General features: G+C 73.5%; 10 protein-coding genes. 5 read left to right on the top strand and 5 right to left on the bottom strand.

The features are described from left to right. Window positions 1–136 precede the first annotated feature (136 nt). Both ACIRS1_RS25665 and ACIRS1_RS25660 read right to left on the bottom strand, forming a co-directional pair. Window positions 137–853: a response regulator transcription factor gene (locus tag ACIRS1_RS25665; protein ID WP_360215939.1), complete on the bottom strand. Its 717-nt coding sequence runs from the start codon at window positions 851–853 to the stop codon at window positions 137–139. Between the two features lie 320 nt (window positions 854–1,173). After that, complete coding sequence (locus ACIRS1_RS25660) at window positions 1,174–1,836, bottom strand: DUF3000 domain-containing protein (protein ID WP_360215942.1); 663 nt, start codon at window positions 1,834–1,836, stop codon at window positions 1,174–1,176. A gap of 236 nt (window positions 1,837–2,072) precedes the next feature. On the opposite strand from ACIRS1_RS25660, the gene hemE reads away from it, so the two are divergent. Then, entirely contained in the window at window positions 2,073–3,086 is a 1,014-nt protein-coding gene (hemE, locus tag ACIRS1_RS25655) for a uroporphyrinogen decarboxylase (RefSeq protein WP_387901895.1), read from the top strand. A 66-nt stretch (window positions 3,087–3,152) separates the two neighbouring features. Here hemE and ACIRS1_RS25650 read toward each other — a convergent pair whose 3' ends face one another. Continuing rightward, entirely contained in the window at window positions 3,153–7,544 is a 4,392-nt protein-coding gene (locus ACIRS1_RS25650; protein WP_402843875.1) for a ricin-type beta-trefoil lectin domain protein, read from the bottom strand. A 344-nt stretch (window positions 7,545–7,888) separates the two neighbouring features. On the opposite strand from ACIRS1_RS25650, the gene ACIRS1_RS25645 reads away from it, so the two are divergent. The 4 genes from ACIRS1_RS25645 to hemQ all read left to right on the top strand — a co-directional run bounded on the left by ACIRS1_RS25645 (window position 7,889) and on the right by hemQ (window position 18,223). Then, window positions 7,889–14,944, top strand: coding sequence for a ricin-type beta-trefoil lectin domain protein (locus ACIRS1_RS25645; protein ID WP_402843872.1), 7,056 nt, complete (start codon window positions 7,889–7,891; stop codon window positions 14,942–14,944). 31 nt (window positions 14,945–14,975) lie between these two features. Further along, window positions 14,976–15,875 (top strand): hypothetical protein, encoded by a 900-nt coding sequence (locus ACIRS1_RS25640; RefSeq protein WP_402843870.1) that lies wholly within the window; start codon window positions 14,976–14,978, stop codon window positions 15,873–15,875. Between the two features lie 192 nt (window positions 15,876–16,067). After that, the gene (gene hemG, locus ACIRS1_RS25635) at window positions 16,068–17,501 is read left to right on the top strand and encodes a protoporphyrinogen oxidase (protein WP_402843867.1); all 1,434 of its coding nucleotides are present in this window, start codon (window positions 16,068–16,070) and stop codon (window positions 17,499–17,501) included. Beyond that, a complete protein-coding gene (gene hemQ / locus ACIRS1_RS25630) occupies window positions 17,498–18,223 on the top strand; it encodes a hydrogen peroxide-dependent heme synthase (RefSeq protein ID WP_360215960.1) in 726 nt (241 codons plus the stop codon). Before hemG ends, hemQ begins: the two co-directional genes overlap by 4 nt. 111 nt (window positions 18,224–18,334) lie before the next feature. Here the strand turns inward: hemQ and ACIRS1_RS25625 are convergent, their stop codons facing one another. Both ACIRS1_RS25625 and ACIRS1_RS25620 read right to left on the bottom strand, forming a co-directional pair. Further along, on the bottom strand, window positions 18,335–19,117 hold the full coding sequence (locus tag ACIRS1_RS25625) for a TIGR04222 domain-containing membrane protein (protein ID WP_402843864.1): 783 nt from the start codon (window positions 19,115–19,117) through the stop codon (window positions 18,335–18,337). A 69-nt stretch (window positions 19,118–19,186) separates the two neighbouring features. Then, on the bottom strand, window positions 19,187–20,278 hold the full coding sequence (locus tag ACIRS1_RS25620; protein ID WP_402843861.1) for a TIGR04222 domain-containing membrane protein: 1,092 nt from the start codon (window positions 20,276–20,278) through the stop codon (window positions 19,187–19,189). Window positions 20,279–20,316 lie beyond the last annotated feature (38 nt).

The following is a 20,316-nucleotide window of genomic DNA, read 5'->3' as shown; positions in this document are numbered from 1 at the left end:
GGCGGGGGGGGGGGGTTTTGTGGGGGTTGTGCAGCCCGGGGGGGGGGGCGGCCGCGGGCCCCCCCGGGGGGGCCCCGGGGGGGGGCCCCGCGGGGCGGCCCCCCCCCCCCCCCCGCGGCGGTCCGGTCCGATCGGCTCAGTGGATGATGCCGGTGCGCAGGGCGACCGCGACCATGCCGGCCCGGTCGCCGGTGCCCAGCTTGCGGGCGATCCGGGCGAGGTGGCTCTTCACGGTGAGGGCGGAGAGGCCCATCGCCACGCCGATGGCCTTGTTGGACTGACCTTCGGCGACCAGCCGCAGCACCTCCACCTCACGGCCGGACAGTTCGCGGTAGGCGGACTGCTGGGTGCCCGGGGCGCCGGGGGCCCCGTGGGCGCCCGGCGCACCGGTGGCGCCCGGCACGCCCGGCATGCCCGGACGGCGCATCCGCCCGGCCAGTCCGGCGGCGCCGAGCGGCAGGCCCGGGCGGCCGGGCATCGCGACGTTGGTGCGGGTGCCGGTGACGACGTAGCCCTTCACCCCGCCGGCCAGCGCGCTGCGGACCGCGCCGATGTCGTCGGCGGCGGACAGTGCCAGCCCGTTGGGCCAGCCCGCGGCGCGGGTCTCGGCCAGGATGGTCAGCCCGGAGCCGTCCGGCAGGTGCACGTCGGCGACGCAGATGTCGCGCGGGGTGGAGACCCGGGGGCGGGCCTCGGCGATCGAGGACACCTCGATCACGTCCCGGACGCCGAGCGCCCACAGGTGGCGGGTGACGGTGTTTCGGACGCGGGGATCGGCGATGACCACCATGGCGGTGGGCTTGGTCGGCCGGTAGGCGACCACGTTTGCGGGGTGCTCAAGAAGGACCGACACCAGGCCTCCTGCGGGGAGTGGCGGACGGAACCCCGATGGGGGCGGTCGGAGTGTTCCGCGTTCGGAAAGGGTCACAGTCTGCTTCGGCAGCTACCGTGCCCGGCTTTAGCGAAAGATCACGATCTAGTGAGTAACAATACGGACAAATCGCGCATATGACTGATGCGACATGCCCGGTATTCGCACAAAATCGATCAGATTCGTCATGAATCGGTCGGTTTCGGGCGGGTAATTGACGCAGAGTGCGACGGAAGTCACACGTTGTCAGCCCTGGGGGTGGCGTCGGACCGGCCGGTGCCGTCCGGGCCGGACGCCACTCGTCAGTGCGAGCGCGGGCGTCGCCGTGCGGGCATCGGGACCACTCCGCCGAGTGACGGCACGTCCGCTGGCGCCTGCGGGGCCGGGGTGACCGGCGGCAGGCCTGCGCTGGTGCACAGCAGGTCCCCCCAGGCCGCCAGGTGCCGCTCGAACCGGCCGTCGGCCGGCGTCCAGGACGCCCGGATCTCGATCTCGGTCGAGGAGGGGCGGTCCGCGAGGCCGCCGAAGTACTGCGAGGCGCAGCGGGTCACCGTGCCGGACGGCTCCGCGTACCCGGCGCCGTGCGTCTGCAGGGCGTCCAGCAGCCAGGCCCAGCCGACCTCGGAGAGCATCGGGTCGCCGGCCATCTCCGGCTCCAGCTCCGCGCGGGTCATCGTCACCACCCGGAACTCGCCGTTCCAGGCCTCCTGCCCGGCCGGGTCGTGCAGCAGCACCAGCCGCCCGTCCGCGAGCTCCTCGCCGTCCACCTCCACCGAGGCGGTCACCGCGAACGCGTACGGGGCCAGCCGGCGCGGCGCCGGGGCGGGGGAGAGCTGGACCTCGGGCCGCAGTCGGGCCCCGTCGAGGGCCTCCACGGCGGCCCGGAACTCGCTCGGCGCCCCCTCCCGACCAGTTCCGCCACCTGCTCCGCCACCCTGTGCGGGGTGCCCGCCGACCGCTGCCATGACCCGAAGACTAGGTCGAGAACCCCGGTTAACGCCGCAACTTCCGTCCGAGCGGCGTGCCGGAACGGCAAACCGGGCCACATCTTGGAGGAACCGACGAGCCGGCCCGGAGAGAGCGCCCCGGGGCGCGTGCGAAGATTTGACCCGTGAGCGAGACTACGGCAGACACCACGGCGGCCGCCCTCGACGGCCGAACCACCCCCGCGCGCCGCGGCGCCGCGCACGACTCCGCGTTCCTGCGCGCCTGCCGGCACGAGCCGGTGCCGCACACCCCGGTGTGGTTCATGCGCCAGGCCGGACGCTCGCTGCCCGAGTACCTGAAGGTCCGCGAGGGCATCCCCATGCTGGAGTCCTGCATGCGGCCCGAGCTGGTCAAGGAGATCACCCTCCAGCCGGTGCGCCGGCACGGCGTGGACGCGGCGATCTTCTTCAGCGACATCGTGGTGCCGCTCAAGGCGGTAGGCATCGACGTCGACATCAAGCCCGGCATCGGGCCGGTCATCGCCGACCCGATCCGCACCTTCGCGGACCTCGAGCGGCTGCGCCCGCTGGAGCCGGACGACGTCCCCTACATCACCGAGGCCGTCGGCCTGCTGGTGGACGAGCTCGGCGGGACGCCGCTGATCGGCTTCGCCGGCGCGCCGTACACCCTGGCCAGCTACCTGGTCGAGGGCGGGCCGTCGAAGAACCACGAGAACACCAAGGCCATGATGTACGGGCAGCCCGAGCTGTGGGCGGCCCTGGTCGACCGGCTGGCCGACATCACCTCCGCCTTCCTGAAGGTGCAGATCGAGGCCGGCGCCTCGGCGGTCCAGCTCTTCGACTCCTGGGTCGGCTCGCTCGCCCCGGCGGACTACCGCCGCTCGGTCATGCCGTCCAGCACCAAGGTCTTCGACTCCGTCGCCTCCTACGGCGTGCCGCGGATCCACTTCGGCGTCGGCACCGGCGAGCTGCTGGGCCTGATGGGCGAGGCCGGCGCGGACGTCGTCGGCGTCGACTGGCGGGTGCCGCTGGACGTGGCGGCCGAGCGGGTCGGCCCCGGCAAGGCACTGCAGGGCAACCTCGACCCGGCCGTCCTGTTCGCGCCCACCGAGGTCGTCGAGAGCAAGGCCCGCGAGGTCCTGCGGGCCGCGGAGGCGCTCGGTACCAGCGGCCACGTCTTCAACCTCGGCCACGGCGTCATGCCCTCGATGGACCCGGACGCACTGAGCCGTCTGGTCGCCTTCGTGCACGAGGCCAGCGCGCGCTGACCCCGGAACGGGCGAAGGGCCCGCCCCCCTCGGGGGGACGGGCCCTTCCGTCGTTCCGGTGGACCGCTACGGGTTCACGGGAAGGACCGGGGTGCTGACGGTCGGGATGCTCCAGCGCTGCGCGGTGGTGCCGTTGCAGGTGAAGAGCTGGAGGGTGGTGCCGGCGTTGCTGTTCGCCCAGGGGACGTCCAGGCACAGGCCCGACTGCGGGTTGTAGATGCTGCCGTCGGCCCGGTAGCGCCACTGCTGGCCGCCCTCGCCGAGGCAGTTCCAGAGGATGATCTGGGTGCCCACCGCGGTGCCGTTGGCGCTCGCGGCCACGCACTGGTTGTTGATGGTGAGCGTGCCGTTGGCGTTCAGGCTGTAGCGCTGGGCGTCGGTGCCGTTGCAGTCCCACAGCTGGGGGTGCATGCCGTTGCCGGTGTTGTTGTTCGGCGCGTCCAGGCAGCGGCCCATGTGCGCGGAGAACCGGACCGGGCTGTTGACGGTGGTCGCCGCGACCGCCGAGTTGTAGACCGCCAGGTCGCTGATCCGCCCGGTGAGGAAGTTGGACGGCGCGCTGGCGGCGCGGTAGCGGCCGAGCACCAGGTTGCCGTTCGGGGCCGGGCTGGTCGAGGCGTTGTGCTGGCCGGTGCCGGCCAGGCTGCCGTTGACGTACAGGTTCATCTGTCCGGTGGCGGCGTTGTAGCTCGCGGTCAGCTGCGTCCAGGTGTTGAGCCGGTACGCGCCGGCGGGGCCGGTGGCGTTGTCGTAGTCGTAGGGCCACTGGTCGTTGTCGCCGTTGGCGATCGCGAAGCGCCAGGCGCCGTGGTCGGCGTAGATCATGAACGAGCTGCCGTGCTGGGTGTCCTGGCTGACCACCACGCCGGAGTCGTCCTTGGCCAGGTAGGCCCAGGTGCTGATGGTGAAGCTCTGGCGGGCGTCCACCGCGTTCCGGGCGCCGGTGACGGTGGACTTGTTGGCCCCGGTGCCGTCGAACACCGCGACCTTGGTGGTGCGGCCGTCGACGGTGTCGTCGGCGAAGGACACGTTGGCGGCGGTGCCGTTCTGGGCGGCCGGGTTGGCCTTGGCGTCGCCGGTCAGCGGGAACTGCACGAACGGCGCCTGGGTGGTGCCGCGGAAGTGGTCGCCGGCGTAGCCGGTGACCTGGCCGTTGGTGACGGCCGACGGCCAGACGTGGATCGTCCCGGACTGGTCGACGCCCCAGAGGTCGGGCACGTCGTCACCGGTCAGGTCGCCGTCGGCGCCCATGGTCGGGAAGCCCGTGCCGTTGACGCCCCAGCCGATCCTGGTGGCGGGGCTGGCCGTGACGGCCGTCACCGTGGTCGAGCCGTCCGGCCGGGCGGCGGTGGTCAGCGCGTACTGGAAGATGTCGCCGTTGGTCCGGTTGCGCACCCACAGGGCCGGGGTGGTGGCCGTGGCGGCACCGATGGCGAGGGTGTTGCCGGGGACCATCAGGTCCTTGTCGTCCCAGTTGCCGGTGGAGACCAGCGACGGCGCCGCCAGGGTGTGGTTGGTCTTGACCGGGTAGAACCAGAGGTTGCCCGAGTCGATCGCGAAGACGCCGGTGGCGTCGGTCACCTGGCGGCTCGGGGTGCGGGTGTCCTTGGCCGAGCCGATCGGGGTGATCTGGCGGGCCTGGGACCAGCTGCCGCCGTCGTGGTGGCCGGCGCAGGACGTGGCGTACGCGGTGTCGCAGTCCGGGCGGTCCAGCGGGGTCATCGTGCCGCGGGTGAAGCGGCCCGGGTCGGACAGGGTGTTGGAGTAGTAGTAGAGGGCGTCGTCACCGTCGCCCGCGCCCGGGCCGCTCGGGTCCTTGTGGACGAACAGGTCGTCCAGGTTGGTCGTCGGGTCCACCGATCCGCGGTGCGCGACGCGGTAGTCCTTCCACGTCCGGGGGTTGGTGGCGGCGTCGGCGCCCGGGGCCTGGGCGGCCGGTGCGGCGGTGCCGGTGGGCGGCACGCTGGTGTTGCCCGGGTCGGTGGCCCGGCCGTGGGCGATCAGGTTGCCGGCGGTGTCGGCGAGCAGGATGTCCGGCCGGGCGTCGCCGGTGGTGTCGCCGAAGGCGACCGGGCCCGGCGCCCACGGCACGTAGAACGAGTAGGAGACGGTCTGGGAGGAGTTCCCGGCCTCGTCGATCGCCCGCGCGTACAGGGTGTTGGTGCCCCAGTGGGTCGGCTTGGTGGTGATGTCGCCGATCGACAGCGTGCCGCCGTTGCCGCAGGTCTGCTGCGCGCCGGAGAGCTGCGGGTCGTAGCCCCACTGGACGCACGCCAGGCCCGAGGAGACCAGGCCGGCGCCCGGGCTCGGGTCGGAGGCGACCACCGGGATGTGGCCGGTGTCGCCGAGCCGGAGCTTGGTGGTCTGACCGTTGCCGGCCGGCGGGAACTGGGTGGCCGGGTCGGTGAAGGCGCCGAACGTGAACACCGGCGGGGTCATGTCGACGGCGAAGTGGCAGACCGTCGAGGCCGGTCCGCGCAGCAGGCCGTCGTCGCCCTGGGTCTGCCAGCCGTAGGAGTGGCCGTCCTGGAGGGTGCCGACCGGCAGATCGTACGAGGCCTCGCTGCCCGTGCCGACGAAGCCCGACCAGCCGTTGTTGACGGTGTTGCCGCCGGTGGTGTTGTCCCAGATGCCGATGTACTCGGTGAGCTGGCCCTGGTTGGGGCTGCTGACCGTGGACTTGAGCGTGGTGTTGGTGGCGGTCACGTAGCCGTACGAGGAGACCGGCACGTCCGCGCAGGAGTCGGTGTCGGAGCTGGTGACCCGGTGCGGGGTCGGGTAGGTGCGCGGGTTGCCGGGAACCCGCGGCGGGAAGTCGTACTGGCTGCTGAGCGTCGCGTCGTACGAGTACCGCTTGAAGCCCATCCGCTGGCCGCTGCCCTCCTGGCCGAGCACGGCGAAGGCGAGCGGCACGCCGGTGTTGCGGATGCCGTCGCGCAGGGCGTTGGTGATGTTGAAGTCGATCGGCAGGTCGTTGTAGCACTCGGAGAGCGTGCCGTTGCCCGCGACGTTCTTGCCGTCGAGCCACTCGCGGACCTCGTGGTTGTTCCAGGACACCGAGGAGTCGAACTCGCGGGCCCGGTAGAGGTTGACCGGGTAGGTCGTCGAGCAGGAGTGGTCCGAGGAGATGTACTGGTTGATCCGCAGGTTGGCGTAGTTGATCGTGGCGCCGGCGTAGCCGTTGAGGTCGAACTCGAACAGCGCCCGCTCGATCCCGTACGGGGACTCCCAGCCCTGGTAGCCGGAGCCGGGGCGGTCGCGGTCGTTGGAGCCGGTGCGGTCGAAGTTGCCGGTCGTGTTGTGGGCCTGCATCACCCAGGCGTGGTGCTGCTTGCCGCGGGCGTCCTGGCCCCAGGACGGGTCGACGTAGATCGGGTACGAGGTGCTGGCGCCGTCGAGCAGGTCGGGGCTCGGGGTCAGGGTGATCGCGCCCTTGCCGTTCCCGCCGGCCTGGGCCACCTTGGCCTCGGCCACCGGGATGTCGGCGACGGTGGCGAGTGAGCCGGGACCGGCCGTGGTGCTCGGGGCGTCCGGCGCGGTGCGGGTGGCGGCGCCGGCGGCGGCGTCCTGTCCGGCGGCCGGGGCGGCCGGAGCGGCCGCGCGGGGGGCCGCGGCGAACGCGGGCTCGGCGGCGGCGGACTTCGCGGCGGCCCGGGCGGCCGGGGTGCGCGCCTCCTTGGCGGACCACATCTGCGGGGTCGGCGCGGTGAACACCGGGGTGCCGCCGGCGGAGGCGGTCAGCGCGCCGGTGGCGTCCTTGCCGAGCTCCAACCCCTTGGTGGTGGTGGGGAAGACGAGGTTGCGCGCGGCCGGGTTGGCCGCGGCGGCGGGCGTGCGCAGCACGACCACGGTGGTGTAGCCGCCCCACTTGGTGGCGGTGACCTCGAGGTCGGTGTCCGGCGCGACGCCGCTGAACAGCGCCGTGTTGCCGGTCAGCTTCGGGGCGGGGAGCCTGCCGGGGAACGGCGAGGAGACGGCGAGCTGCTTGCCGTCCTTGGTGGTCATGGTGGCCAGCGGGCCGTCGCCGCCGCCGGAGATGACCAGGTCGCCGCTGGCGGTGGTGGGGGCGACGGTGCCGTCGCCACGCTTGACCAGGGTGTCGTCGAGGGGGGCCCAGGAGCCGTCGGTCCGCTTGGCGCGCTGCGCGAGCTCGTGCTGCTCCGAGCGCAGCTTGCCCTCGGCCGTCGCGACCACCGTGGTGTACTCGTCGGTGAGTTCGGGGACGGGGACGTCCTTGCCCTCGCGCTTGGCGCGTTCGACGGCGCTCTGGATCCGGTCCGGCGTCGGGCGGGTGGGTTGCCCGGAGGGCGCGGTGGCCGGCGCGGTGGGGGCCGGCGTGCCGGTGGCGGCGTGGGCGGCCAACGGCGCGGCGGTGAACAGGCCGGTCGTGAGGACCAAGGAGACCGCGGCGGCGGTCGACCGTCTGGTCGGCCTGGCGGGTCTGGGTATGCGTGGCATCGGGCTCCCCCGGGTGTGCGACGCGCTCCGCGAGTGCGGATACGCAGAGGTCAAGCGCACCCTGGCAGTTCTCACGCCTCGTCGACAAAACCTTCGCAAGGGCCGTGTCGGGATTTTGGCGCAAAAAGAACCGAATGGCCGGTCAGTGAGATGGATCACCCCGCCTGCCGGACGCTTTCTCGCTGGTGGGGCGACATGCCCGGCTGCTAGGTTCCGCAACCGACTGTGCCGATGACCAGTCAAATCTCTTTCAAGAAAACGGGGGTGGGAACGTGTCAATTCCGGACAGACCCGATCGCAGGGGAATTCCCTGGCGATGGATAGCCGGGCCGATCGCCCTGGTGGTGGCCGGTTCGCTGCTCGGACCGGCCGCGCAGGCCGCGAGCGGGCCCGACTTCTCCAAGGTGTGGCAGCCGCCCGGCACCCCGCTGCCCGGCACCACCTCCGTCAAGGTCACCGACGCCGCCAAGGCCGCCGCGGTTGCACCGCACTACCCGGTGCCGCAGCGGGCCGGCAAGGCGCCCGCGGTGGCGCCGGCGGTGCACGGGTCCGCCACCGCGGACCTCGCCGCCGCGCGGCCGGACGCCCCCGTCAAGGCCGGCGCGCTGCCGGTCTGGGTCGCCCCGAAGCCGGAGGCCGCGGCGTCGGCCGCGGCGGTGACGGTGGTCCAGAAGGACGGCGCGAGCGCCCGGGTGTCCGGCGTCGACGGGCTGGTCTTCAGCCTCACGGCGCAGCGGGCGGCCGGTGCGGCCGCCGACGGGCGGGGCGGCGCCGAGGCGGCCGTGCCGGTCACCGTCGGCGTCGACTCCGCCGCGCTGGACGCGGCCACCGGCGGCGAGTTCGCCTCCCGCGGCCGCCTGGTCACGCTGCCCGCCTGCGCCGCGACCACCCCCGAGCTCCCCTCCTGCCAGGTCCGCACCCCGGTGCCGGCCCGCTACGACGCCGCCGCCAAGCGGATCGTCGCCGAGGTGTCGCTGCCCGCCGCGGGCGACCCGGCCGTGCCGGCCGGCGGTGCCGTGAAGGCCTCCTTCGCCGCGTCCGCGAGCGGAGCCTCGGCCCAGGCCCCCGCGGCGGCCCCGCTGCTGCTGGCCGCCGAGACCACCTCCTCGGGCGGCGGCGGCAGCTACAACGCCTCCACGCTGACCCCCTCCTCCGCCTGGGCGGCGGGCAGCTCCTCCGGCGCCCTCACGTACAGCTACCCGGTCCAGGTGCCGCCGTCGCTCGGCGGCCAGCCGCCCGCGGTCGCGCTCTCGTACAACTCCTCGACGGTCGACGGGAAGACCTCGGCCACCAACGCCCAGGCCTCCTGGGCCGGTGACGGCTGGGAGCTCAACCCCGGCTTCATCGAGCGCAGCTTCAAGCCCTGCGACAAGGACGGCATCAAGGGCTCCGGCGACCAGTGCTGGGCCGGCTTCAACGCGGCCCTCTCGCTCGGCTCGCACTCCGGCCAGCTGGTCCGGGACCGCAACGCCGGCTCCTCCGGCGCCACCACGGACGCCGCGACCGGCGTCTGGCACCTCAAGGACGACGACGGCACCAGGATCGAGTTCGGCTCGGGCGCGGGCAACGACGCCCGGGACGGCGCCTACGCGAAGGTCACCGACTCCTCCGGCACGGTGTACTACTTCGGCCTGAACCACCTGCCCGGCGGCGACAAGAGCGATCCGGCGTCCAACTCGGTCTCCACCGTGCCGGTCTACTCGCCCGGCAGCGGCGACCCGTGCTACGACTCCGGCCAGGGCAAGGCCTCCTGGTGCCAGATGTGGCAGCGGCTCTCGCTGGACTACGTGGTGGACGCCCGCGGCAACCTGACCACCTACACGTGGTCGCCGGAGACCAACTGGTACGCCCGTGGCGGCGGCCAGAACAACGGCAACGGCACCCGCACCTCCTACACCCGGGCGAACCTGCCCGCCACGATCGCGTACGGCCAGCGCCTCGACGAGCAGGTCGCGGCCAAGGGCGGCCTGCAGCCCGCCGCGAAGGTCGTCTTCTCCACCGCCGAGCGCTGCGTGGACACCGCGAACTGCGACCCGTCCCAGCGCACCGAGGCCAACAAGACCAACTGGCCCGACGTGCCGGTCGACCAGGAGTGCAAGCAGGACGGCACCTGCACCCACTACGGCCCGAGCTACTTCACCACGAAGCGGCTCTCCGGCGTCGCCACCCAGGTGCGGGTCAACAACGCCTGGCAGGACGTCGACTCCTACCAGCTCAACCACTCGTTCCCGAACCCGAACGACAACACCAGCCAGAAGGCCCTGTGGCTGGACTCCGTGGTGCGCACCGGCAAGGCCGGCGCGACCCAGCTCAGCACCCCGGCGGTGAGCTTCACCCCGGTGATGCTGCCCAACCGGGTGGACGGCACCGACCTGGTGCCCGCGCCGCCGCTGATGAACCGGCCGCGCATCCAGCAGATCCACAACGAGACCGGCGGCGTCCTGAACGTCGACTACAACCTGCCGGCCTGCTCCCGGATCAACAAGGTGATGCCGGCGGCCGAGGACGACAACAGCCTCGGCTGCTACCCGGTGCGCTGGCTGCCGCCGGGCTCGGTGGCCGGGTCGGACCCGGTCCTCGACTGGTTCAACCACTACACCGTCGCCTCGCTGACCGAGAACGACACCGCCACCGACGCCCCGCAGAAGATCACCAAGTACGCCTACGCCAAGCCCGGCTGGCACCGCGACGACGCCGAGCTCACCGAGGCGAACGCCCGCACCTGGGGCGACTTCCGCGGCTTCGGGGTGGTCACCACCACCATCGGCAGCGGCAACGACGGCCCCAGGTCGCAGAGCCGCGCGACCTACCGGCAGGGCATGGACGGCGACGTCCGCAAGGACGGCAGCACCCGCAGCGTCCACCTGACCGACGCGCTCGGCCGGGACGTCGTGGACGTCGACTGGCTGGGCGGCCAGGTCCTGCAGACCGAGGTGTTCGACCAGGCCGACGGCAAGGTCACCTCGCGCACCGTCAACGCGGCCTCCGGTGAGGTCGCCACCGCGACCCACCCGCGCGGCAACGGGCTGCCGGACCTCGTGGCGCGCTACACCGCGACCACCCGCTCGACGACCACCCAGGGCCTGAAGGCCGACCAGACCTGGCGGACCACCACCAAGACCACGGTGTCCGACAGCGACCACGCCAACCGCGCCCGCAGCGTGCTCGACCAGGCCGACGGGCTGCCCGACGTCTGCACCCTCACCGCGTACGCGCAGGGGCCCGACCCGGTCCGCACCGACCTGGCCGCCGAGACCCTCACGGTCTCCGGCGCCAACGCCTGCACGGCCACCGCCAACGCCGGGAACACCGTCTCCCGCAACCGCGTGCTGTACGACAACCTGCCGTACGGCCAGGCCGCGGCCACCGCCAACCCGAGCGGCTCCCAGGAGCTGGAGCGCTACGAGGCGGACGGCAGCGCCACCTTCACCACCACCACCAACGTCACCTTCGACAAGTACGGCCGCACCGACTCCGTCACCGCGCTGACCGTCAAGGACGCGCAGCACCCGGGCGGCGCGACCACCAGGACCTCGTACGCGGCCGCCGCGGCCGGCGAGATCCCGTCCACGCTGACCTCCTCGGCGCCGGTGCCCGGCGTGGCCAACGCCACCTGGGACACCGTCACCACCATCGACCCGCGCCGCGGCAACACGCTGACCGTCAAGGACCCGAACAACAAGGTCAGCACCCAGGCCTGGGACTCCCTCGGGCGCCTCACCGGGGTCTGGCTGGCCGGCCGCACCCCCGGGGCCAACCCGAACCCCAACGTCAGCTACGCCTACAACCTGTCCAACCAGACCGGTGTCCCGTCCTCGGTGACGACCCTGGTGCTCAAGCGCGACCTGAGCACTCCGGTCCAGACCCGCAAGATCGACATCCTGGACGGCTTCGGCCGCACCCGGCAGACCCAGACCTCGCCCGCCAACCCGGCCTACACCGGCCGGATGCTCTCCGGGACCCGCTACGACTCGCAGGGGCGGGCCAAGACCGCCGACCCGGCCTGGTACAACAAGGACTCCGGCCCCACCTCGACCCTGGTGACGGCCGACGACTCGACCGTCCCGCTGCAGACCCGGACCACCTACGACGGGCAGAGCCGCGCCGTGGTGGTCGCGTCGTGGTCCCTCGGCGTCGAGCAGAACCGCACCACCACGACGTACGCCGGCGTGGACCGGGTCGACCTGCTCCCGCCCGCCGGGACCTGGCCCACCAGCGCCGTCTCCGACGCCCGCAACCACACCGTCGAGCGCTGGCAGTACAACACCCCGACCGCCACCGGCAACCGCGCCGACGCGGTGGTCTCCACGTACACCTACACCGTCGACGGCCGGCCCGAGTCGCGCACCGACGCCGCGGGCAACCGCTGGTCCTTCGGCTACGACCTGCGGCACCGCCAGGTCTCCGCGACCGACCCGGACACCGGCAGCGTCGTGCAGACCTACGACGAGGCCTCGCGGGTGGCCACCACCACCGACGGCCGCAGCCGCCGGCTCGCCTTCACCTACGACCTTACCGGCCGCAAGACCGGTGAGTACGACGGCACGGTGGCCCCGGCCAACCAGCTGGCGGGCTGGGTCTACGACACCGTCGTCAAGGGCAAGCCGACCTCGTCCACCCGCTACGTCGGCGGCGCGACCGGCCAGGCCTACACCACGGCGGTGACCGGCTACGACGACGCCTACCGGAAGACCGGGGCGACGGTCAGCATCCCGGGCAGCGAGATCGGCCAGACCGGCACGTTCACGTACACCAGCACGGCGACCTACGACAAGATCACCGGCAACCTGAAGGAGAGCATCCTCCCCGCCCTCGGCGGCCTGCCGGTCGACGACGTCGCGTTCTCGTACAACGACTACGGCCAGATGTTCAAGTACGCGGGCGCCACCACGTACGACACCCAGACCGAGTACGACGCCTACGGCCGGGTCGTCCGCTCCACCGTCAACCCCTGGGCCACCCAGGTCGTCGTCACCAACGACTACGACCAGGCCACCGGACGGCTGCGCAACCAGTTCCTGGACAAGCAGACCTCCACCACCGGCGCCGTCCAGCAGACCGGCTACACCTACGACGACTCCGGTCGCGTCACCTCCATCAACACCGTCCCCGACAACAACCCGGCCGCACGCGACCTGCAGTGCTTCGGCTACGACAGCCTCGGCCGGCTGACCACCGCCTGGACCGACACCGGCACCGTCACCGTCCCCGACCCGCAGCAGCACCAGACCCTGGACCAGGGCCGCTGCACCAACACCAGCCCGACCAGCGGCGCCGTCGCGCCGGCGCTGACCACCGTCGGCGGCGGCAACCCGTACTGGCAGGAGTACGGCTACGACGTGACGGGCAACCGCACCCGGTTCGTCCAGCACGACACCGGCGGCGACTCCACCAAGGACACCGTCACCACCCAGACCTTCCCGGCCCCCGGGACGGTCAACACCTCCGCCGGCAACGGCGGCCCGCACGCGCTCACCGGCACCGGCACCACGGTCGGCGCCGCCACCACCGTCTCCGGCCGCGACACCTACGACGCCGGCGGCAACACCACCTCGATCTACACCTCCAGGACCGGCACCGCCGACCTCACCTGGAACACCGAGGGCAAGCTCGACGCCTACGCCCAGGCCGGGCCGGTCACCGGCGTCGGCGGCAAGTGCCTGGACATGCGCGGCGGCAGCTCCGCCAACGGCACGGTCGTGCAGATCTACACCTGCGGCACCGGCGGCGGCCAGCGGTTCTCCACCGCGGGCAGCCTGCTCAAGGTGTTCGACAAGTGCCTCACCGCCACGGGCACCGCGGCCGGCTCCGCCGTGCAGCTCCAGCCCTGCGACGGCGGCGCCGCCCAGAAGTGGACGCCGCGCGCCGACGGCACGGTCCTCAACGCGGGCGCGGCCCGCTGCCTGGCCGTCCCCGGCGACGTCAGCACCAACAGCACCGCCCTCGTGGTCAACGACTGCGGGTCGACCGTCCCGGCCGGCCAGAAGTGGAGCGCCCCGAGCCAGACCACCAGCTACGTCTACGACGCGGACGGCAACCAGCTGGTCCGCCGCAACCCCGGGAAGACCACCGTCAACCTGGCCGGCGACGAGCTCGTCTACGACTCCGTCGCCAAGACCCTCACCGGCACCCGGTACTACCCCGTCCCGGGCGGGCTCACCATGGTCCGCGTCGGTGCCGGCGGGATGACCGTCCAGCTCGCCGACCACCACAACAGCGGCCTGCTCACCGTCGACGCCACCAGCCTCGCCGTCACCCGGCGGGCCATGGACCCCTTCGGCAACCCGCGCGGCTCCCAGCCCGCGGCCGGCGTCTGGGCCGGCGACAAGGGCTTCGTCGGCGGCCTCAAGGACGACGTCACCGGACTGACCAACCTCGGCGCCCGGCAGTACCAGCCGAGCACCGGGCGCTTCGTCAGCCCGGACCCGGTCCTCGTCCCCGACGACCCGCAGCAGTGGAACAGCTACGGCTACTCCCACAGCGACCCGGTCAACCGCAGCGACCCGTCCGGCCTCTACGACCCCGACCTGCGCGAATGGCAGATGCAGCAGGAGCGGGCCAAGCGGCAGGCCGAGGCCAGCACCCCGGAGACCGCCAGCGACGACGTCGAACCCGGGGACCTCGGGGACGACGAGCCGGCGACGGAGGAGGAGTACAAGTGGTGGAAGGTCTGGACGCCGCGGCACGACACGGCCGTCCTGATGGCCACCGCCTACCTCAAGGCGCAGCGCCCGTACGACGACTTCGACAACGACGTCTTCGTCCGTGAGGGCTCGTCCAAGGGCAACAAGAAGCCCGGCTACGCCGACATCGTCGAGTGGGGCAAGGACGAGGTCCTGGTCTGGGAGGTCAAGCACGAGGGCGGTGGCGCGGAGGCCGCCGGGCCGGCGCAGCTCGCCCGCTACGTCCGCCAGCTCCAGGTCATGCTGATCGCGAGCGGCGACACCCGGACGGTGAAGGCCGGCGGCAGGCTCGGCACCGAACTCGGTCCGGTGCCCAACATGGCCAACCCGGCCGAGTTCATCACCGCCAAGGACGGCAAGTCCGACGGCATCATCACCTACAAGTGGTCGAAGGAGGACAACCGGGGCGGCGAACCCGACCCCGTCCCGCACCCCGTCCCGGTGCCGCAGCCCTCGCCCGTCCCGCTCAGCGAACGCGGGCGCAGGCCCGGCTGGACCACCACCCGGCCGATCACCGGGGCGACGGCGAACACCGCCCCGGCCACACCGGGCGAGATGCCGCACGCCCCCACCGCGGGCAGCGGTGACGGCGGCGGCGGGTTCGAGGTGCACGGTCCGATCATGACCAGGCAGCAGGAGACCAACTTCGGAGCGGCCGTGGTCTTTGTCATAGGCTTCATCGCCTACTGCGCCACGGCCGGCACCGCCGAACCGTAGACCGGACCGGTCGAGAAGGAACGAAGAGCCCATGCACACGATCCGCTGCGAGATCGACACCGAGTACGCCGGCGCCGAGGCGCTGGCCGACCTCGCCCGGCGCTGGCTCGTCGAGGGTGCGGAGCGCCTGGAGGGTCCCACCCTCCAGGCGGTCCTCGACAGCACCGACCTGGCCGAGGACTCGCTGACCAAGGCGGTGCCCTGCGGCCCGGCCGGAGCCCTCTGGGGCTTCGTGTCGGCCGACACCGTCAACCGCAGGACCGGCCGGATCACCCACCGCGCCAAGGTCCTGACCCGGAAGAACCTGCCCAAGCTGCAGACCTGGCTGGCCGGGGACGTCCAGCTGGCGGAGCTCGCGCTCTACCGGCTGGACGGCGAGGGCCTGCCCGGCGAACCGCTGCTGCGGATGGGCGTCGCCCGGGACGAGGACTGCGAGGACTGGGTCAGGCTCTCCGCACAGGCGCCCGAGGGCCGCTTCGGGCCGGCCGAACAGGCCGGCTGGACGGAGCTGCTGCGGGACTTCGCCCAGGAGGTCGACCCGTCCTACGCGCAGATCGGCTACGCGCGGACGCTCGGGCGCACCGAGCACGAGGAGCGGGTCGGGCCTCCGCTGCCCGGGATGACGCTGCCGCAGTCGCGGCGGCTGCTGCGCGGGTACGAGTGGCTGACGGTCGTCCCGCGCGAGATCGCCCGCGAGCTCGGCGGCACCGCGGCCCTCGCCGCGGGGGGCTTCCACGAGGTGGCCGAACTCCCCGGCGGGGCGGTGCTGATCCGGGTGACGCCGGAGTTCGACGGCTTCACCGGTGAGGCCGTCGAGCGGACCTGGCGGGTGCTGAAGCCCGCGCTGCGGCCCGGCGTGCCCAAGCGGTTCAGCGCGGCCACCGAGGCCGGCGAGCCGCCGAGCCGGATCTGGTACGCCGACACCGTCTGATCCGCACACCACCACCGGCGGGGCCGGGGCGGGACCACCCTGCGGGGTGCGTCCGGCCCCGGCCCCGCGCCGTTCCCCGGGGCGCCGCACGGGCCTGCGCGGGCTGTTCCTGCGGGGTGCTCCGGCCCGCGCCGGTGGCCGGGCGTGCAGCGGATTGAGGACTCCGGGTAAAGACCTGCGAGACTGCGGAGCATGTCGGATGCACACGTCGTCGTCATCGGTGGTGGGATCGCCGGCCTGGCCGCGGCCGCCTTCCTGAGCGGGGCGGCCGGAGGGCCGGCCCGGGCCCGGGTCACGCTGCTGGAGGCGTCGGAACGGCTCGGCGGCAAGCTGTGGGGCGGCGAGGTCGGCGGGGTCCGGGTGGACCTCGGAGCCGAGTCGGTGCTGGCCCGGCGCCCGGAGGCGGTGGAGCTGGCCCGGGCGGTCGGCCTCGCCGACGCGCTGGAGCCGCCGACCACCGCGAAGGCCGCGATCTGGACGCGGGGCGCGCTGCGCCCGCTGCCGGGCGGCCAGGTGATGGGCGTCCCCGGCGACCTCGACGCGCTGGCCGCCTCCGGGGTGCTCACCGCCGAGGGGCTGGACCGGGCCCGGCACGAGCGCACCACCGAGGTCGGCGAGGACGTGGCGATCGGCCGTTACGTCGCCGACCGGCTCGGCCAGGAGGTCGTCGACCGGCTGGTCGAACCCCTGCTCGGCGGCGTCTACGCCGGGCGGGCCGAGGAGATCTCGCTGCGCGCCGCCGTACCGCAACTGCTGCCGATCGCCCGCGGCGGCGGCTCGCTGGTCGAGGGGGTGCACCGGCTCGCCTCGCGGCCCGCGGTGGTCGGCACCCCGGTCTTCCAGGGCCTGCGCGGCGGCATCGGCACCCTGCCGGAGGCGGTCGCCGCGGCGTGCGCGAAGGCCGGCGCCGACCTGCGCACCGACACCCCGGTGACGGAGCTGCGCCGCACCCCCGACGGCTGGCGGGTGCTGACCGGCGACGGCACCGCGCTGCACGCGGACGCCGTGGTGCTGGCCGCCCCGGCACCGGCCGCGGCCCGACTGCTGCGCACCGACGCCCCCGTGGCCGCCGCCGGGCTGGACGGCGTCGAGTACGCCGGGATGGCCCTGGTGACGATGGCGTTCCGCCGCTCCGACCTGGCCGGGGCGCCGGCCGGCAGCGGCTTCCTGGTGCCGCCGGTCGACGGGCGGCGGATCAAGGCCTCGACCTTCTCCTCCAACAAGTGGGGCTGGCTGGAGCGCTCGGCACCGGACGCGTTCCTGCTGCGCACCTCGCTCGGCCGCCACCGCGAGGAGGAGGCGCTGGAGCTGCCCGACGAGGAGCTGGTGGCCCGCTCGCTGGCCGACCTCGGCGAGGCGATCGGGCTGACCGCACGGCCGTACGCCACCGCCGTCTCACGCTTCCGGGCCGGCCTGCCGCAGTACCCGGTCGGACACCTGGACCGGGTGGCCCGGGTGCGCTCGGCCGCGGAGCGGGTCGGTGCGTTGGCGCTGTGCGGCGCCGCCTACGACGGGGTGGGCATCCCGGCGTGCATCGGATCGGCGGCCGCCGCGGTGGCGGCCCTCGACGGACTGTTGACCCCGGCCACCGGGGAAGGACCCACGGAGAGGACAATGGGCGCATGACTGAGACCGTTGAGCAGCAGCCGGAGCAGCAGCCCGAGAAGAAGAAGGCACGCGACCTGAACCAGGTCATCCGCTACACGATGTGGTCGGTGTTCAAGCTCGAGGGCGCGCTGCCCGAGGACCGCACCGCCCTCGCCGCCGAGGTGGACGAGCTCTTCGCCCAGCTGGCCGCGAAGGACGTCACCGTGCGCGGCACCTACGACGTCTCCGGTCTGCGCGCCGACGCCGACATCATGGTCTGGTGGCACGCCGCCGACTCGGACGACCTGCAGGAGGCGTACAACCGCTTCCGCCGCACCGCCCTGGGCCGCCGGCTGGAGCCGGTCTGGTCGAACATGGCGCTGCACCGCCCGGCCGAGTTCAACAAGTCGCACATCCCGGCGTTCCTCGCCGACGAGCGCGCGCGCGACTACGTCTGCGTGTACCCGTTCGTCCGCTCCTACGAGTGGTACCTGCTGCCGGACGCCGAGCGGCGCGCGATGCTCGCGGAGCACGGCCAGATGGCGCGCGGCTACCCGGACGTGCGGGCCAACACGGTGGCCTCGTTCGCGCTCGGCGACTACGAGTGGCTGCTCGCCTTCGAGGCGGACGAGCTGCACCGGATCGTCGACCTGATGCGCGACCTGCGCCCCTCCCGGGCCCGGCTGCACGTCCGCGAGGAGGTGCCGTTCTTCACCGGCCGCCGCAAGCCGGTCAGCGAGCTGCTGGGCGGCCTGGCCTGACCTGCGGCTCGTCGTGTCCGGAGGCCGGTTCCCGCTCGGGGAGCCGGCCTCCGGTCTGTCCGGGGGCCGTCCGGTGGGCCCGTGCGCCGCCCGGCCGACGGGCCCGCGGGTTCAGGTGCGGTGCGGGCGCAGCGCGGCGCGCAGCCGCGGGTCGGCGAGGGCGGCGGGGCCGTTCATGGCGACGGCGGTGAGCAGTTCGCGCTCCTCGTCGTCGGCGAGGCCGCGCTGACGGGCCGGGCGCACCTCGCGCAGTACCTCCTGACCGATCGGGGAGGCCCAGCGGGTGTAGGGGTAGACGTCCACCCGGGCCATCAGCAGCGTGCCCGCGGTGAGCACCAGCGGCAGCGAGAACCAGGCGAGCGGGGCGAGCGCGTCACCACCGGTGAAGCCGCTGAGCGCCAGCGCGGCCGCCAGCAGGACCAGCGTCAGCAGCAGTGCGTGCCGCACCTGCCGGACCACCAGGACGGTGCTGCGCTGGACCAGGGCCGGAGTCGCCAGGCCGGCCAGCGAGAGCCGGGCGCCCATCTCCAGCACCGTCGGGTGTCCGGCCATCGCCTGGCGCAGCTCGTCGGTGCGGCACTGGCCCTCGGGGCCGACGGTGGCGACGATCGCGCGCTCCAGGCGGCTGCGGCCCCGGGGGTCGACCACCGTCGTCCACCCCGTGTGCGCCAGGTGCAGCCGCCCCCGGCCGGCCATCAGGACGAGGGCGAGCTCGACCACCCGGTCCGGTCCGCCGGCCAGGTAGGCCGTCTCGTACAGCCCGATCCCGACGGCCTCGGGCGGGCGCAGCCCGTCCTGCTCGGCCAGGGCGTCGGCGGTCGCGGTCGTCCGCACCAGCCGGAGGCAGGACAGCACCGCCGCGACGCACGCCGGTATCAGGAACAGCAACCACATGGGCTTGTTGTATGCCTGCTCCGACGGCCCGGGGAACGGCTTCCCGGTGCGCGATACCGAACTGTGACGTCAGGACCCGCAGCCGCCGCCACCGCCGCAGCTGCTGGACGAGGAGCCGCAGCTCGACGAGGACGACCCGCAGCTGCTGGACGAGGAGCCGCAGCTCGACGAGGACGACCCGCAGCTGGAGGACGAGGACCCGCAGCTCGACGACGAGGACCCGCAGCTGCTGCTCCCGCCGCAGCCGGACGAACCGGACGAACCGGAGTCGGAGGAGGAGCCGCACCAGGTGGTGGTGGAGGCGCAGGAGGAACCCGACGAGGAGGAGGACGAGGACGCGAAGGCGCCCGCGGACGCCTGCCGCATCGCCTCCTCCTCGGCCGAGGCCTCCAGCATCGCCGCCTCCAGCTCCTGGTCGTCCAGCCCGGCCGCGGCCAGCCCGCCGAGCGCGAGCGCGCCCAGCAGCGCGCCGCCCGCCAGCGCGGGGGACAGCCCCGCGCTGGGCCGCCACGGGGTGCTGCCGTGCATCAGCGCCAGCTGGCGCTGACCGGCCGGGGTGATCCGGCCCCGGTGCGGCCGGGTGACGGCCAGCGCCACCAGGCCCACCAGCAGCAGGAACCCGGGGACCCAGAACGAGACGCGGTCGTAGCCGGGCTCGCCGTCGTCGAGGACCACGGCGAGGACCGTGAAGGCCAGTACGTCCAGCACCGCGAGCCGGAGCAGCAGGTGCGCGGTCCGGGCCCGCCGCAGCCGGTCCGGGCGGCGCATCAGCCCGCGGTCGGAGAGCCGGTCGCCGATCTCCTGCACGGCGGCCGAGCGCATCACCTCCCGGCGCAGCGCGGCGATCTCCCGGCTGCCGGTCGGGCCGACGGCGTCCATCACGGCCTGGTCGACCGCGTCGTACGGCCGGCGGTCGACCAGGGTGACCAGGCCGGCGCGGCTGATCACCACCCGCTCGGCCATGTGCATCCGGACCAGTGCGGTGTCGAAGACCCGGCCCGGACCGCCGGCCAGGAACGCGGCGTCCAGCAGCGGCAGGCCGCGCCCGGGCAGGCCCATGGCCCGCGGCACGTGACCGACCCGCTGGCGGGTCTGCGAGGCGTACAGGACGGCCGCCGCCAGCAGGGCGGCGGGGATCAGGAAGTAGGTGTCGTGCCACATGGGCGTTCCCCCGGAGTGTGCGGTGTCGTGCTGTGGAG

It is taken from the genome of Kitasatospora sp. NPDC101176 (genome assembly GCF_044768035.1).
Lineage (GTDB): Bacteria > Actinomycetota > Actinomycetes > Streptomycetales > Streptomycetaceae > Kitasatospora.
The sequence above is the reverse complement of the archived record's forward strand: the minus strand, read 5'-3'. Positions and strand labels throughout refer to the sequence as shown.

Coding starts and splice junctions, on each gene's coding strand:
- ACIRS1_RS25660 (WP_360215942.1), bottom strand. CDS start 1,836: ATGGCAGCGGTCGGCGGGCACCCCGCACAGGGTGGCGGAGCAGGTGGC.
- ACIRS1_RS25650 (WP_402843875.1), bottom strand. CDS start 7,544: ATGCCACGCATACCCAGACCCGCCAGGCCGACCAGACGGTCGACCGCC.
- ACIRS1_RS25640 (WP_402843870.1), top strand. CDS start 14,976: ATGCACACGATCCGCTGCGAGATCGACACCGAGTACGCCGGCGCCGAG.
- hemG (WP_402843867.1), top strand. CDS start 16,068: ATGTCGGATGCACACGTCGTCGTCATCGGTGGTGGGATCGCCGGCCTG.
- hemQ (WP_360215960.1), top strand. CDS start 17,498: ATGACTGAGACCGTTGAGCAGCAGCCGGAGCAGCAGCCCGAGAAGAAG.
- ACIRS1_RS25625 (WP_402843864.1), bottom strand. CDS start 19,117: ATGTGGTTGCTGTTCCTGATACCGGCGTGCGTCGCGGCGGTGCTGTCC.
- ACIRS1_RS25620 (WP_402843861.1), bottom strand. CDS start 20,278: ATGTGGCACGACACCTACTTCCTGATCCCCGCCGCCCTGCTGGCGGCG.